Below are 14051 nucleotides of genomic sequence, written 5' to 3'. Positions count from 1 at the left end.
CGCGCGCACCCCCCGTTTCAAATCTGAGCTTGTTGACAATCGTTTCCACTTTTGTTGAAAATGACTGTCATGAACGTACGAGGCCTCATACCCACCGCCGCCCTCGCCGGAGCCGTCGCGCTCGCCGCGACCACCCTCTCCGCTTGCTCGGACTCCGCGGCGACCGATCGGGCCGAGGGCAAGGTTGACGTGGTGGCGTCGTTCTATCCGATGGAGTTCCTCGCCCGGGAGATCGGCAAGGACCACGTCTCGGTGACCGGGCTGACCAAGCCGGGCGTGGAGCCGCACGACCTGGAGATCACCCCCAAGCAGACCGCCCGTCTCAGCGAGGCCGACCTCGTCCTCTACCTGAAGGGACTCCAACCCGCCGTCGACGAGGCCGTTGCGCAGTCCGGCGCGCACACCGCCGTGGACGCCGCACAGCTCACCACGTTGGAGGCCCATGGCGACGGTGGCCACGACCACGAGAGCGGCGAGCACGACGGGCACGATCACGGCAACACCGGCAAGGACCCGCACATCTGGCTGGACCCCACGAAGTACCGCGAGGTGGCCCGGGGCGTCGAATCCGCCCTCACCAAGGCCGACCCGCAGCACGCCGACGCGTACCGGAAGAACGCCGACGCACTGGTCGGCAGGCTGACCTCGCTGGACAAGGACTTCCAGGAAGGCTTGAAGGACGCAGGCACCCGCACCTTCATCACCACCCACGCCGCGTTCGGCTACCTCGCCGAACGCTACGGCCTGGACCAGGAGAGCATATCCGGCATCGACCCCGAATCCGAGCCCAGCCCGGCGCGGATGAAGGAGCTCCAGTCCCTGGCCCGCGAAGAGAAGGTCACCACCGTCTTCTTCGAGACCCTCGCCAGCGACAAGACCGCGAAGTCGCTGGCCGCGGACACCGGTCTGAGGACGGATGTCCTGGACCCGCTGGAGGGAATCACGGACGCCTCCCAGGGCGCTGACTACTTCGAGGTCATGCGGTCCAACCTCAAGAACCTCCAGAAGGCGCTCGGCGCGAAGTGACGGAAACAGCGACAACGGAGGCGCGAGCGATGGCCAGCCGCGGCGGATCCCCGCAACAGAGCGACCAACCCGTCATATCCATGCGGTCAGTCACTGCCGCCCTCGGATCCCGCCCCGTGCTGCGCGGCGTCGACCTGCGGGTGGCGCGCGGTGAGGTCGTTGCGCTGCTCGGCGCCAACGGGTCGGGGAAGTCGACCGCCGTGCGGGCCGTGGTGGGGCAGGTACCGCTCAGCGGCGGAGAGATATCCCTGTTCGGCACGGACCAGAAGCGCTTTCGCTCCTGGTCGCGGGTCGGATACGTACCGCAGCGCACCACAGCCGCCAGCGGCGTCCCAGCGACCGTCCGGGAAGTCGTCTCCGCCGGGCGCCTGGCCCGCAGCCGCTTCGGAATGCTGGGCCGGGCCGACCGGGCCGCCGTGACCCGAGCCCTGGCCCTGGTCGACATGGGCCAGCACGCCGAGTCCTCGGTCAACGCGTTGTCCGGTGGCCAGCACCAGCGGGTGCTGATCGCCCGCGCACTCGCCGGCGAACCCGAGCTGCTGATCATGGATGAGCCGATGGCCGGAGTGGACCTGGCCAACCAGGAAGTACTGGCCGCCGCGGTGCGGGAGCAGGTCTCCGCCGGCACCACCGTGCTGCTGGTCCTGCACGAGCTCGGCCCACTGGAGCCGCTGATAGACCGGGCCGTGGTGCTGCGGGACGGCTGCGTCGTACACGACGGAGCCCCACCGGAAGCGGTGGGGCAACACGCGCTGCCCGGCCACGACCACGTACACCCGCATGCGGCTCATGACGCCGAACCCATCCGGACGGGACTGCTGAGCTGATGGACCTCCTCAACTACGCCTTCATGCAGCGGGCCCTGCTCGCCGCCGCACTGGTTGGCATCACCGCACCTGCCATCGGCACCTACCTGGTCCAGCGTCGACAGGCGGTCATGGGAGACGGCATCGGCCACGTCGCCATGACCGGCGTCGCCCTCGGTTTCCTGCTCAACGCCAGCCCTGTGTGGACCGCCACCCTGGTCGCCGTCCTCGGCGCCGTCGGGATGGAATGGATCCGCTCCCGTGGCAGGACCAGCGGTGACATCGCGCTGGCCCTGCTCTTCTACGGCGGTCTGGCCGGCGGCGTCATGATCATCAACTTGGCACCGGGCGGCTCCACGTCCAACCTGACCAGCTACCTCTTCGGTTCGATCACCACCGTCTCGACGGCGGACGTCACCGCCGTGGTGGTGCTGGCGGCCTTCGTCATCGCGGTGACCATCGGACTGCGCCGACAGCTGTTCGCCGTCTGTCAGGACGAGGAGTTCGCCCGGGTCACCGGCCTCCCGGTGCGGGCGCTGAACCTGCTGATCGCCGTCACCGCGGCCGTCACCGTCACCGTCGCCATGCGCATCGTCGGCCTCCTGCTGGTGAGCGCCATGATGGTGATCCCGGTCGCGGCTGCCCAGCGGGTCACCCGCGGGTTCACCACCACCTTGGCCCTGTCCATTGCCATCGGCGTGAGCGTCTCCCTGACGGGTACGGTCACGACGTACTACATCGACGCGCCCTCGGGCGGCACCATCGTGCTACTGGCCATCGCGGTGTTCCTCGTGATGTCGCTGGTCTCGGCTCCGCTGGCAGGCAAACGGGCCCGCGCCGCCCAGTCCGCCGAGACGGTGTGCACACGCGATGACGTGAAGGTGTGAGGCGCCGGGCGCCTGGCACAATGGCCGCACGGCCGATCTGAGGAGGAACCGGTGGCGACTGCCCCTGGCGAGACGAATACCGCGCCAGTACGAGGCCGATCGACCAGACAGCGGGCCGCGGTGGCGGCGGCGCTCGACGAGGTGGACGAGTTCCGCAGCGCGCAGGAGCTGCACGACATGCTCAAACACCGGGGCGCCTCCGTGGGCCTGACCACCGTCTACCGCACCCTTCAATCGCTCGCTGACGCCGGTGAAGTCGACGTGCTGCGTACCAGCGACGGGGAGTCGGTCTACCGCCGGTGCTCCACCGGCGAGCACCACCACCACCTGGTCTGTCGGATGTGCGGCAAGGCCGTCGAGGTCGAGGGCCCGGCCGTGGAGAAGTGGGCCGACGCCATCGCGGCCGAGCACGGTTTCGTCAACGTCGCGCACACCGTGGAGATCTTCGGCACCTGCGCCGACTGCGCCGCCAAGGACTGAGCAGGTAAGAGTGGGCCCCGACCGGAAGGAGGCTTCTGGTCGGGGCCCACTCGCGATCCGGATGCTCGCTACTGCTGGGGGATCTGGACTTCGTTCGGCAGTGCCCCACCGAAGCGGCGGTCACGCTGGGCGTACTCGTAGCAGGCCCGCCAGAGGTCACGGCGGTCGAAGTCCGGCCACAGCACGTCCTGGAAGACCATCTCCGCGTAGCTGCTCTGCCAGATCAGGTAGTTGGACGTCCGCATCTCGCCACTGGGCCGCAGGAAAAGGTCCACGTCCGGCATATCGGGGTAGTACAGGTACTTGGCGAAGGTCTTCTCGTTGACCTTCGCCGGGTCCAGGCGGCCGGCGGCAACATCGCGTGCGATCGCCTGAGCGGCGTCGGCGATCTCTGCCCGACCACCGTAGTTGACGCAGAAGTACAAGGTCATCGCGTCGTTGTCGACGGTCTGCTCCTGGGCGATCTGGAGCTCTTGGACCACCGACTTCCACATCTTCGGCATCCTGCCGACCCAGCGGATCCGAATGCCGAGCTCGTTCATCTCGTCACGGCGGCGGCGGATGACATCGCGGTTGAAGTTCATCAGGAAGCGGACCTCTTCCGGAGAGCGCTTCCAGTTCTCGGTGGAGAAGGCATAGAGGGAGAGGTTCTTCACGCCCATTTCCAGGCAGCCCTTGAGCACGTCGAGGACGACACCCTCGCCGACCTTGTGCCCCTCGGTGCGCGGCAGACCCCGGTCCTTGGCCCAGCGGCCGTTGCCGTCCATGACGATCGCGACGTGGCCCGGCAGCAACTCGCCGGGGATCTTCGGCGGACGCTCTCCGGACGGATGCGGCTCGGGCAGTTTGTAGTCCCGGCGGGCGCGTCCCAGGATCCCGCGTCGTGCCATATCGCCTCGCTCCTTATTTCTCTACGTAACGCAAGGAGCGTAGCCCGCGCTCCAGATGCCAGTGCAGGTAGGCGGAGACCAGACCGCTGCCTTCCCGCACGTACCGAGGCTCGGCGGCGTCCGCGGTGTCCCAGTCTCCAGTCAGCAGGGCGCTGAGCAGTCTGACGGCTTCCGCCGATGGTACGACGCTGCCCGGCACCCGGCAGTCGCCGCATATGACCCCGCCGGCCGCCATCGAGAAGTGTCGGTTCGGCCCGTGGATCCCGCACTTCGCGCAGTCGTCGAAGCTCGGCGCGTAGCCGTTGACGGCGAGCGAGCGCAGGAGGAAGGCGTCGAGGATCAGGTGTGGCTCGTGCTCGCCGCGGGAGAGCGTGCGCAGTGCTCCGACCAACAGGAGGTACTGCTGGACCGCGGGCTCACCCTCCTGGTCGGTGAACCGTTCGGCGGTCTCCAGCATCGCGGTGCCCGCGGTGTAGCGGGCATAGTCGCTGACGATCCCCCCGCCGTAGGGGGCGATGATCTCGGTCTGGGTGCACAGCGGAAGGCTGCGTCCGACCAGTTCGCTTCCGCGCGCGAAGAACTGCACGTCGACGTGGGAGAACGGCTCCAGTCGGGCACCGAACTTCGACTTGGTCCGCCGCACCCCGCGGGCCACCGCCCGCACCCGACCGTGTCCACGGGTCAGGATCGTGATGATGCGGTCCGCCTCACCCAGCTTCTGGGTGCGCAGCACGATGCCGTCGTCGCGGAACAGACTCATGCCACTCATTCTCGCCCACCGAATGCCCCGGCGGTCTCCACGGGGCGCTCGGACCGGCTCGCCGGAGGGCAGCGCCGATCGGGACCGGTCAGGACGGTGTACGGGCGGCTGCCAACAGCCGGGCCACCTCCTCCGTGCCCAGGTGCAGGGCGTTGCCGATGGTGGCGAGGGCCTCGTGCTCCGCCGGCAGGTAGGGGCCGTCGGCGAGAGCGATCCGGGCGCCCTGGAGGAGCAGCGACTCCCGGCCGACTGGAGCCAGATGCCCGGTGAGGGGTTCCAGGGCCTCGTGGAGTTCGATGGAGAGCGCCACGGATCGCAGGTCCTCGGGGAAGCGCTCGGTCCCGGCCGCGAGCCCTTCGGCGAGGGCGGTCAGTTGCTCGCTGGTGGCGTCCTCGAAGCCGGCCGCCCGTACGGCGCTGGTCGCGGCCGAGACCGCGGTGCGGGATCCGGTGCCGCCAGCTGTGAGCACGGCGAGGGCGATGGTGTGCACGGCGTCGCGGAGCATGCTGGCGAACCGGGTGGTGGTCGGCTGGTCCAACACCTCGGGGGCATAGCGTTCGTGGCAAGCACCGCATTCGACGACCGGGCCGGCCAGGCCGCGGGGCAGCAGGGGAACGCCCAACAGGGCGAACCGACGGCGTCCGGTGCGGCGCCGGTAGTTGCGGTCCCCTCCGCAGGCGGGGCAGAAGAACTCACCGTCACTGTCCGTGCTCCAGGTGATGCGAATGCCGCAGAACCTAATCCTTCGTCCGGTCCGACCCCGAGCAGGGAGCACGGTCCACCTCCGCAACATTTCGGCAACATCGCCGCGCTGGCGTGATGTTAACCACATCCACGGTGTCGCGTCAGTCCTGTGACGAGACAACTCCGTGGCGTGCGCGTGCACATGGCCGAAGAACACCGCGGCATCGACGGCGCCACGCCCTGCAACGGGAGCGCCCCGCCCCCGCCGGAGCGGGAGGCGGGGCGCGGGGAGAGAGGACGCCGTACCGGGTGGTGTCAGCGACCGGCGCGGTTGACGGCGGAGATGACGGCCTTGAGGGAGGCGCGTGTCGTGTTGGCGTCGATACCGATGCCCCACAGGACCCGACCGTCGATGGCGCACTCGATGTACGAGGCGGCCTGCGCGGAGGCTCCCTCACTCATGGTGTGCTCGGTGTAGTCCAGCAGTCGGGCGTCGACGCCGATGCCGGCCAGCGCGTCGAAGAAGGCCGAAATCGGACCGTTGCCACTGCCGGCCAGGACGGTTTCGGCCCCGTCGACCACGGCCTCCACCGTCAGGGTGTCCGTGCCGTCCTTATCGGTGGTGGTCTGGCCGGAGCGCAGTTGGATGCGGCCCCAGGCGTTCTCCGGGTTGGGCAGGTACTCGTCCTGGAAGACGGACCAGATCGCCTTGGGGGTGACCTCGCCGCCCTCGGCATCGGTCTTGGCCTGAATGATCCGCGAGAACTCGATCTGCATGCGCCGCGGCAGGTCCAGTTTGTGGTCGTTCTTCAGCACGTAGGCGATTCCGCCCTTGCCGGACTGCGAGTTGACCCGGATGACCGCCTCGTAGGAGCGGCCGACGTCCTTGGGGTCGATGGGCAGGTAGGGCACCGCCCACTCGATCTCGTCCACTGTCTTGCCCTGGGCTGCCGCATCGGCCTCCATGGCGTCGAAGCCCTTCTTGATGGCGTCCTGGTGGGAGCCGGAGAAGGCGGTGTAGACCAGATCGCCCGCGTAGGGGTGGCGCGGGTGGACCTCCATCTGGTTGCAGTACTCGGAGGTCCGGCGGACCTCGTCGATCTGCGAGAAGTCGATCTGCGGGTCGACGCCCTGCGAGAACAGGTTCATGCCCAGCGTGACCAGGTCCACGTTGCCGGTGCGCTCGCCCTGGCCGAACAGGCAGCCCTCGATCCGGTCGGCGCCGGCCATGATGGCCAGTTCCGCGGCGGCGACCGCCGTTCCGCGATCGTTGTGCGGGTGGACGGACAGGCAGACGTACTCGCGCCGAGTGAGGTTGCGGGCCATCCACTCGAAGCGGTCCGCATGGGTGGAGGGCGTGGACCGCTCGACCGTGGCGGGCAGGTTCAGGATGATCTCGCGGCCCTCTTCGGGCTGCCATACGTCACAGACCGCTTCGCAAACCTCCAGAGCGAAGTCCAGCTCGGTGTCGGTGAAGATCTCCGGGCTGTACTGGTAGCCGAAGGTGGTCTCCGGCCCCAGGATCTTCTCCGCGTACTCCATCACCAGGCGGGTGCCGTCGACGGCGATCTGCTTGATGTCTTCCTTGGAGCCGCGGAAGACGACCCGGCGGAAGGTGGGGGCGGTCGCGTTGTACAGGTGCACCGTGGCCCGGTGGGCGCCCCGCAGGGACTCCACGGTGCGCTCGATCAGGTCCTCACGGGCCTGTGTCAGCACGGAGATGGTGACGTCCTCGGGGATCGCGCCCTCTTCGATGATGGAGCGTACGAAGTTGAAGTCGGTCTCGCCCGAGGAGGGGAAGCCGACCTCGATCTCCTTGTAGCCCATGCGCACCAGCAGGTCGAACATCTCACGCTTGCGGGCCGGGGACATCGGGTCGATCAGCGCCTGATTGCCGTCGCGCAGGTCCGTGGACAGCCAGCGGGGGGCCTTGGTGATCCGTTGGTTCGGCCAGGTGCGGTCGGCGATGTCCACCTGCTCGTACACGCCGTACTTGTGGACCGGCATGCCGGAGGGTCGCTGGTGGTGGGTCGCGTTGGTGACGGGCGTGGGGCGGCCGACCGAGGTGGGCTGGGACATGACGTGGGGCTCCTCGAGAGTCCGTGGGTATCCGCGGAAAGGTCCGCTGGGACGGCCGACGGTGAATCCGCAACACCAGACTCCGCGGGGAGGGGGTCGGCCTACGACTACAGGCCCTCGCCGCGGCAGCTAAGGAGAAGCAGCCCGAAACGCATGATGGACGGCAGCCTAGCCGAGCCGTTCCGTCCTGTGAGGACCCGTATCAGCATGCGGGACCGCAGTGTCCGATTTGCATGTTATGTGATGCACGCCTCGATGAGGTGTTTGATATCCATTCGATCCGTCAACCTGAACTCGCGAGTTTCAGACACTCGAATGAATCATGGTTGCACCTAGTGACAGAGGCGTGACCCAGTGCCACATTGCCGGGCATGGATTCCGCCAACCGCCATCCCGTCTTCTGCACCATCGTCCCTCCCCACCTCCTCGACCGAATCGCCCAGGCCCAGCGGTCGGACTGGGCCGGGATCGGCCGGAGGACCTTGATCACCGACGCCGCCCAGCGCACCGCCCGGCGGCTGACAACCGTCGTCGGGGCCGCCCCCACCCTGACGGCCGCACCCCTCGTGGACAAGCCACAGCGGACCGTCCACGACGCCGAACACGGCCTGCGGCTGCCCGGCCGTATCGTGCGCTGCGAAGGCTCCGAGCCCGGCCAGGACGCATCCGCGAACCGCGCCTACAGCGGACTCGGCGCAACCTTCGAGTTGTTCCTCAACGCCTTCGGCCGCAACTCGATCGACGGCGACGGCCTCCCGCTGATCGCCACCGTCCACTACGACGAGAACTACGCCAACGCCTTCTGGAACGGCGAGCAGATGGTCTTCGGCGACGGTGACGGAGAGCTCTTCCTCGACTTCACGGTCCCGGTGGACGTCATCGGACACGAGCTCGCCCACGGTGTCACCCAGTACACGGCGAACCTGGAGTACTTCCGCCAGCCGGGCGCCCTCAACGAATCGATGTCGGACGTCTTCGGCTCCCTGATCAAGCAGTACACGCTCGACCAGAGCGCCACCGAGGCGGACTGGCTCATCGGAGCCGGGCTGCTGGGACCGGAGGTCACGGGTGTCGCCCTTCGCTCGATGAAGGCCCCGGGCACCGCCTACGACGACGACGTCCTCGGCAAGGACCCACAACCGGCAACGATGGACGACTACGTCTACACCGGCCGGGACAACGGCGGTGTCCACATCAACTCGGGCATCCCCAACCACGCCTTCTACTTGCTGGCGACCGAGCTCGGCGGCAAGGCGTGGGAGCGGGCGGGGCAGATCTGGTACGACGCCCTCGCGGGCGGGCAACTGCGCCAGAGGGCCTCCTTCGCGGACTTCGCACGGCTGACCGTGGCCGCCGCGGTGGCTCGCTACGGCGAGGGCGAGGAACTCCGGGCGCTGATGAAGGCATGGTCCACCGTGGGTGTGCCGACGAGCTGAGCGAGGTAGGAGACCTCCCATGCGCATCGAAGTACGCCGCACGGGCGGTTTCGCGGGTATCGAACGCCGGGCCGAGGTGGAGACCGCGGACCGGCCGGACGCAGACGAATGGCTGGCGCTCGCCGAGCGGGCGCTGGCCCCGGCAGACGTGGACGCGCCCGGCGGACGGGTGGGAGTGCCGGACGGCTTCTCGTACACGATCACCGTGGGTGGGCGAACGGTGCACTGCGCGGACCCGCATCTCACCCAGGCCCAGAGACAGTTGATCTCACGGGTACTCAAAGAGGGTGCCTGAGCAGCTGTCAGGGTGCTTGTATGAGCCTGTGACGACCTCCTCAATCGACCGGCTGGAACAGCTGGAGCAGTACTACGACAGTGTCCCGCGCCGTGGTGGCGCGCGGGCTGAGGACTTCGGCCCGCTGACCCTCTTCGTCCAGGAGGGCAGTGGCTGGCCCTACTACGCCCGCCCCACACCGGGCACCGCCGCGACGGTGACGAGCGCCGATGTCGAACGGGTCCTGGCCCGGCAACGCGCACTCGGCATACCCGAGGCCTTCGAGTGGGTGGACGAGACGACACCGACGCTGCGCGCCGCCGCGGAAGCCAGCGGTCTTACGGTCCACGCACACCCGCTGATGATCCTGGATCCCGAGGTCGCGCCGGCACGACCACATCCGGCAGTCCGCATGCTGGATCCCGGCGATCCCTTTCTGCACGCAGCCCTCACCGTTCCACAGCTGGCCTTCGCCGCCCCCGGCACGGCCACCGGTCCCGTCGGCACCGCCGAACTGGCCACCCGCATGACCGAGGACCTCGGCAACGGGCGCACCACATACGTCTCCGCGCGGCTGGCAGCCGGCAGCACCGCTGTCGCCGCCTACATAGAGGACGGCACCGTACTGTCCTCCGGCCAGCACCAGCCGGTCGGTAGGGTCTGCGAGATCGTCGGTATCGGCACGCTCCCCGCCGCGCGCCGCCGAGGGCTGGCGCTGGCAGTGACCTCGGCCCTGGTCAGCGATGCCCGGGCGAGGGGAATGGAGACCGTCTTCCTGTCCGCGGGGGACGAGGATGTGGCCCGGATATACGCGCGAGCGGGTTTCCGCCGGGTGGGAACGGCCCTGATCGCGGAGCCCGCCGCCCCCTGAGGCGCCCCGACGGACGCCAGCGGTCGCCCCGGGGTGGGGCGAAGCCCATGGGCCGCACGACACGACGGAGGTCCAGGGCCCGGTCCTGGAACGGTCTAGAAGCCGAGCTTGCGCAACTGCTTGGGGTCTCGCTGCCAGTCCTTGGCGACCTTGACGTGCAGGTCCAGGAAGACGGGTGTACCGAGCAGGGCTTCGATGTGCTTGCGCGACTTCATCCCCACTTCCTTGAGCCGCGAGCCCTTCGGGCCGATGATGATGCCCTTCTGACTGGGCCGCTCGATGTACACGTTCGCATGGATGTCCAGGAGCGGCCGGTCCTTGGGGCGGTTCTCCCGGGGCAACATCTCCTCCACCACCACCGCGATGGAGTGCGGCAGCTCATCACGGACGCCTTCCAACGCCGCCTCACGGATGAGCTCGGCGACCATCACCATCTCGGGCTCGTCGGTGAGATCGCCCTCGGGGTAGAGCGGCGGGCTCTGCGGGAGCATCGGTGCGATCAGATCCGCGAGGAGCTGGACCTGCTGGTCACCGACGGCCGAAACAGGCACGATCTCGGCCCACTCGATGCCCAGTTCGGTCCCCAGCTGGGAGACCGCCAGCAGTTGCTCGGCCAGCGTCTTGGAGTCGACCAGGTCGGTCTTGGTGACGATGGCGATCTTGGGGGTCTTCTTGATCCCGGCGAGCTCCTTGGCGATGAACTTGTCACCGGGGCCCAGCTTCTGGTCAGCGGGCAGACAGAAGCCGATGACGTCCACTTCGGCCCAGGTGGTCCGCACGACGTCGTTGAGGCGCTCACCGAGCAGGGTGCGCGGCTTGTGCAGGCCCGGGGTGTCGACGAGCACCAGCTGGGCGTCCGGACGGTGGACGATGCCGCGCACGGTGTGTCGGGTGGTCTGCGGCCGGTTGGAGGTGATCGCCACCTTCTGGCCGACCAGAGCATTCGTCAGGGTCGACTTGCCCGCGTTGGGTCGGCCGACGAAGCAGGCGAAGCCCGCGCGGTGCGGGGCCGGCTGCGGCACTTCGGTGCGGGACGAGGAGGATCGATCGCTCATGTGGGCCATTCTCCCCGATGACGCCGCCGACGCCGACCAGCACCGCCACCCGCCCGGCGCGGTGGCCTGCGCGGGTACGGCGCGGGACCTGCGGTACGGGCTCAGCCCGCCGGCGTCTGCGAGCGCAGGGCGCCGTCGGCCCCGGCGAGCAGGACGGGGGTGTCCGGACCACCGAGGTCACGGACCGCAGCGCGGTCGCAGGCCGCGGGGGACGTGGCCTCGGTGACCACCGCGGCAGCCTCCAGCGACTGCGCGCCGCTGGCCACCGCCATGGCGACGGCGGTCTGCAACGCCGTCAGTTTCAGGGAGTCCAGGTCCACGGTGCCGGCGACGTAGGTGCGGCCCGTCTCGTCACGCACGGCCGCGCCCTCGGCCACCCCGTTACGGGCGCGGGCGCTGCGGGCCAATGTGATGATCTTGCGGTCCTCGGGGTCCAGCCCCGTGCTTTCGGTCATGCCCCGAGCATAAGGAGCGTCTCGGCGGGCCCGCGCAGTGGCCTACGCTGCGGCCCGCCGAGACGCCCTCCCCTCCGACCCCGTCAAGGTAGAACCAAGGCTAGGGGTTAGATTTCCTCAACTTCAAAGGCTGCGGTGAACTATGACCTTGATCTCGATGGTCGCCGTCATGTAGAGGGTGGTCACTCCCGGTCCAGTCGGAGCCGCTCCGCCCGCGGCAGACCGGCCACCACGAGGTCATAGCTGTCTTCGATCAGCTCCCGCACCAGAGCAGCCGGGAGCTGGTCCACAGTGACCGTGTTCCAATGCCGCTTGTTCATGTGCCAGCCCGGTGCGATGGCCTCGTACTGGATGCGCAGTTGAACCGCCAGGTCCGGATCACACTTCAGGTTCACTTTCAACGGCCGCGCGTCCAGCGCCGAGAGCGCGAACATCTTGCCCTGCACCTTGAAGACGGAGGTCTCGGAGTCGAAGGGGAACTCCTCCACCGCAGCAGTGCGGGCCAGACAGAAGGAGCGCAGCTCGGCCGGGGTCATCCGAGCTCCCCCGGGCCGGCGGAAGTGATCTCGTCCGATTCACCGGCAGGCTCCACCAAAACCGTGACGATCTTGTTCCGACGGCCCGCGGGGGCTTCCGCAGTCAGGCGCAGCGCGCGCCCGTCCGGCAACTCCACCTCCGCGCCGGCACCCGCGATGGGCACCCGCCCCAGAGCCTTGGCCAGCAGTCCGCCGACCGTCTCCACGTCCTCGTCGTCGAAGTCCTCCAGGCCGAACAGCTCTCCCAGATCCGTGATGTCAAGGCGCGAAGTGACGCGGTAACGGTCGTCCCCCAACTCCTCCACGGGCGGCAGCTCCCGGTCGTACTCGTCGGTGATCTCACCGACGATCTCCTCCAGGATGTCCTCGATGGTGACGATTCCGGCCGTGCCCCCGTACTCGTCGATGACCACCGCCACGTGGTTGCGGACCTGCTGCATCTCCCGCAGCAGGTCACCAGCGTTCTTGGTGTCGGGCACGAACACGGCCGGCCGCATCGCCGTGGAGACCAGGTCGGCCTCGGCCCCCCGGTTGATGTGCGTCTTACGCACCAGGTCCTTCAGATACACCATGCCGACGATGTCGTCCTCGTTCTCCCCGGTCACCGGTATCCGCGAGAACCCCGAACGCAGCGCCAGCGTGGTGGCCTGCCGGATCGTCTTGAAGCGTTCGATGCAGATGAGGTCGGTGCGCGGCACCATCACCTCGCGCACCAGGGTGTCCCCGAGTTCGAAGACCGAGTGCACCATCCGGCGCTCCTCGTCCTCGATCAGCGACTCCTGCTCGGCCAGGTCAACCATGGCGCGCAGTTCCGCCTCCGAGGCGAACGGGCCCTTGCGGAAGCCCTTGCCGGGCGTGAGCGCGTTGCCGATGAGGATCAGCAGCTGAGGTACCGGCCCCATCACCCGGGCGAGCGGCACCAGGGCGTAGGCCGCCGCCGTCGCGGTGTTCAAGGGATGCTGACGACCGATGGTGCGCGGGGACACCCCCACCGCGACGTACGACACCAGCACCATCACCACGATCGCCACCAGCAGCGCGGTCCAGTTGTCGCCGATCTCGTCCAGACACACGTAGGTGACGAGCACCCCCGCGGCCATTTCGCAGGCCACCCGGACCAGCAGGGCCACGTTGAGGTAGCGGGTGGGGTCGGAGGCTACCTGGGCCAGCTTCGCGCTTCCGCGCCGGCCGGAGCGAACCGCCTCGGCTGCCCGGAAACTGGAGACTCGGGCGATGCCCGCCTCGGCGCATGCGGCCAGCCAGGCGACGATGACCAGCAGCACCGCCCCGGTGATCAGCTGCGGGGCGTTCACGAGACGGTCGGGGCGGGCGAGGGACCGGTCATGCCGCGCTCGGCGCGCCAGCCGTCCACGATGGCCGCCTGGAGTCCGAACATCTCGGTCTTCTCCTCCGGCTCCTCGTGGTCGTACCCGAGAAGGTGCAGCACTCCATGAACGGTCAGGAGCTGGAGCTCCTCGTCCATGGAGTGCCCCGTCGGAGCGTCCTGGCCCTGCTTGGTGGCCACCTCTGGGCAGAGCACGATGTCACCGAGGAGCCCCTGCGGGGGCTCCTCCTCGTCCTTCGACGGCGGACGTAGCTCGTCCATCGGGAAGGACATGACGTCGGTGGGGCCGGGCAGGTCCATCCACTGGATGTGCAACTGCTCCATCGCCTCGGCGTCGACGACGATCACCGAGAGCTCGGACAGCGGGTGGATCCGCATCCGGGCGAGCGCGTAGCGGGCGATGTCGAGGATCGCCTGCTCGTCGACCTCGGTTCCGGACTCGTTGTTGACGTCGATCGACATGGTGC

General features: G+C 68.5%; 16 protein-coding genes. 7 read left to right on the top strand and 9 right to left on the bottom strand.

All coding sequences use genetic code 11. From position 1 onward, the window contains the following. Positions 1-69: 69 nt before the first annotated feature. From ACFYMC_RS00400 to ACFYMC_RS00385, 4 genes are read left to right on the top strand one after another with little or no spacing between them, the layout of a single operon-like run. Complete coding sequence (locus ACFYMC_RS00400) at positions 70-1026, top strand: metal ABC transporter substrate-binding protein (protein WP_388516516.1); 957 nt, start codon at positions 70-72, stop codon at positions 1024-1026. 29 nt (positions 1027-1055) lie between these two features. Next, a complete protein-coding gene (locus ACFYMC_RS00395) occupies positions 1056-1853 on the top strand; it encodes a metal ABC transporter ATP-binding protein (protein WP_388516513.1) in 798 nt (265 codons plus the stop codon). Further along, the gene (locus ACFYMC_RS00390) at positions 1853-2719 is read left to right on the top strand and encodes a metal ABC transporter permease (RefSeq protein ID WP_388516510.1); all 867 of its coding nucleotides are present in this window, start codon (positions 1853-1855) and stop codon (positions 2717-2719) included. Before ACFYMC_RS00395 ends, ACFYMC_RS00390 begins: the two co-directional genes overlap by 1 nt. 51 nt (positions 2720-2770) lie before the next feature. After that, positions 2771-3199 carry a Fur family transcriptional regulator gene (locus ACFYMC_RS00385; RefSeq protein ID WP_388516507.1) on the top strand — a complete coding sequence of 143 codons (429 nt, stop codon included), beginning with the start codon at positions 2771-2773 and terminating at the stop codon, positions 3197-3199. 68 nt (positions 3200-3267) lie between these two features. Here the strand turns inward: ACFYMC_RS00385 and ACFYMC_RS00380 are convergent, their stop codons facing one another. The 4 genes from ACFYMC_RS00380 to leuA all read right to left on the bottom strand — a co-directional run bounded on the left by ACFYMC_RS00380 (position 3268) and on the right by leuA (position 7612). After that, a complete protein-coding gene (locus ACFYMC_RS00380; RefSeq protein WP_388516505.1) occupies positions 3268-4089 on the bottom strand; it encodes an isoprenyl transferase in 822 nt (273 codons plus the stop codon). 13 nt (positions 4090-4102) lie between these two features. Further along, the gene (recO, locus tag ACFYMC_RS00375; RefSeq protein ID WP_388516502.1) at positions 4103-4849 is read right to left on the bottom strand and encodes a DNA repair protein RecO; all 747 of its coding nucleotides are present in this window, start codon (positions 4847-4849) and stop codon (positions 4103-4105) included. Between the two features lie 88 nt (positions 4850-4937). Next, entirely contained in the window at positions 4938-5624 is a 687-nt protein-coding gene (locus tag ACFYMC_RS00370; RefSeq protein ID WP_388516499.1) for a TerB family tellurite resistance protein, read from the bottom strand. A gap of 224 nt (positions 5625-5848) precedes the next feature. After that, positions 5849-7612, bottom strand: coding sequence for a 2-isopropylmalate synthase (gene leuA / locus ACFYMC_RS00365; protein WP_388516496.1), 1764 nt, complete (start codon positions 7610-7612; stop codon positions 5849-5851). 371 nt (positions 7613-7983) lie between these two features. On the opposite strand from leuA, the gene ACFYMC_RS00360 reads away from it, so the two are divergent. From ACFYMC_RS00360 to ACFYMC_RS00350, 3 genes are read left to right on the top strand one after another with little or no spacing between them, the layout of a single operon-like run. Beyond that, positions 7984-9048 carry a M4 family metallopeptidase gene (locus ACFYMC_RS00360; protein WP_388516493.1) on the top strand — a complete coding sequence of 355 codons (1065 nt, stop codon included), beginning with the start codon at positions 7984-7986 and terminating at the stop codon, positions 9046-9048. A gap of 19 nt (positions 9049-9067) precedes the next feature. Beyond that, the gene (locus tag ACFYMC_RS00355) at positions 9068-9343 is read left to right on the top strand and encodes a protealysin inhibitor emfourin (protein WP_388516490.1); all 276 of its coding nucleotides are present in this window, start codon (positions 9068-9070) and stop codon (positions 9341-9343) included. A 28-nt stretch (positions 9344-9371) separates the two neighbouring features. Beyond that, positions 9372-10193 (top strand): GNAT family N-acetyltransferase, encoded by an 822-nt coding sequence (locus tag ACFYMC_RS00350; protein WP_388516487.1) that lies wholly within the window; start codon positions 9372-9374, stop codon positions 10191-10193. A gap of 95 nt (positions 10194-10288) precedes the next feature. On the opposite strand, the gene era is transcribed toward ACFYMC_RS00350, so the two are convergent. From era to ybeY, 5 genes are all read right to left on the bottom strand, one after another. Beyond that, the gene (era, locus tag ACFYMC_RS00345) at positions 10289-11257 is read right to left on the bottom strand and encodes a GTPase Era (protein WP_388516485.1); all 969 of its coding nucleotides are present in this window, start codon (positions 11255-11257) and stop codon (positions 10289-10291) included. A gap of 92 nt (positions 11258-11349) precedes the next feature. Continuing rightward, on the bottom strand, positions 11350-11703 hold the full coding sequence (locus ACFYMC_RS00340) for a cytidine deaminase (RefSeq protein ID WP_388516482.1): 354 nt from the start codon (positions 11701-11703) through the stop codon (positions 11350-11352). 182 nt (positions 11704-11885) lie between these two features. Then, positions 11886-12239 (bottom strand): MmcQ/YjbR family DNA-binding protein, encoded by a 354-nt coding sequence (locus ACFYMC_RS00335; RefSeq protein ID WP_388516480.1) that lies wholly within the window; start codon positions 12237-12239, stop codon positions 11886-11888. Further along, positions 12236-13552, bottom strand: coding sequence for a hemolysin family protein (locus tag ACFYMC_RS00330; protein ID WP_388516478.1), 1317 nt, complete (start codon positions 13550-13552; stop codon positions 12236-12238). The genes ACFYMC_RS00335 and ACFYMC_RS00330 overlap by 4 nt, the downstream gene beginning before the upstream one ends. Further along, the gene (ybeY, locus tag ACFYMC_RS00325) at positions 13549-14046 is read right to left on the bottom strand and encodes an rRNA maturation RNase YbeY (protein WP_388516476.1); all 498 of its coding nucleotides are present in this window, start codon (positions 14044-14046) and stop codon (positions 13549-13551) included. Before ybeY ends, ACFYMC_RS00330 begins: the two co-directional genes overlap by 4 nt. Positions 14047-14051 lie beyond the last annotated feature (5 nt).

It is taken from the genome of Streptomyces sp. NPDC006879, from assembly GCF_042869595.1.
Classification (GTDB): Bacteria; Actinomycetota; Actinomycetes; order Streptomycetales; family Streptomycetaceae; genus Streptomyces.
The sequence above is the reverse complement of the archived record's forward strand: the minus strand, read 5'-3'. Positions and strand labels throughout refer to the sequence as shown.

What these genes read in the sequence shown, in the direction of transcription:
- ACFYMC_RS00400 (WP_388516516.1), top strand. Translation starts at nt 70, where the DNA reads ATGAACGTACGAGGCCTCATACCCACCGCCGCCCTCGCCGGAGCCGTC.
- ACFYMC_RS00395 (WP_388516513.1), top strand. Translation starts at nt 1,056, where the DNA reads ATGGCCAGCCGCGGCGGATCCCCGCAACAGAGCGACCAACCCGTCATA.
- ACFYMC_RS00390 (WP_388516510.1), top strand. Translation starts at nt 1,853, where the DNA reads ATGGACCTCCTCAACTACGCCTTCATGCAGCGGGCCCTGCTCGCCGCC.
- ACFYMC_RS00380 (WP_388516505.1), bottom strand. Translation starts at nt 4,089, where the DNA reads ATGGCACGACGCGGGATCCTGGGACGCGCCCGCCGGGACTACAAACTG.
- recO (WP_388516502.1), bottom strand. Translation starts at nt 4,849, where the DNA reads ATGAGTCTGTTCCGCGACGACGGCATCGTGCTGCGCACCCAGAAGCTG.
- leuA (WP_388516496.1), bottom strand. Translation starts at nt 7,612, where the DNA reads ATGTCCCAGCCCACCTCGGTCGGCCGCCCCACGCCCGTCACCAACGCG.
- ACFYMC_RS00360 (WP_388516493.1), top strand. Translation starts at nt 7,984, where the DNA reads ATGGATTCCGCCAACCGCCATCCCGTCTTCTGCACCATCGTCCCTCCC.
- ACFYMC_RS00355 (WP_388516490.1), top strand. Translation starts at nt 9,068, where the DNA reads ATGCGCATCGAAGTACGCCGCACGGGCGGTTTCGCGGGTATCGAACGC.
- era (WP_388516485.1), bottom strand. Translation starts at nt 11,257, where the DNA reads ATGGCCCACATGAGCGATCGATCCTCCTCGTCCCGCACCGAAGTGCCG.
- ACFYMC_RS00340 (WP_388516482.1), bottom strand. Translation starts at nt 11,703, where the DNA reads ATGACCGAAAGCACGGGGCTGGACCCCGAGGACCGCAAGATCATCACA.
- ACFYMC_RS00335 (WP_388516480.1), bottom strand. Translation starts at nt 12,239, where the DNA reads ATGACCCCGGCCGAGCTGCGCTCCTTCTGTCTGGCCCGCACTGCTGCG.
- ybeY (WP_388516476.1), bottom strand. Translation starts at nt 14,046, where the DNA reads ATGTCGATCGACGTCAACAACGAGTCCGGAACCGAGGTCGACGAGCAG.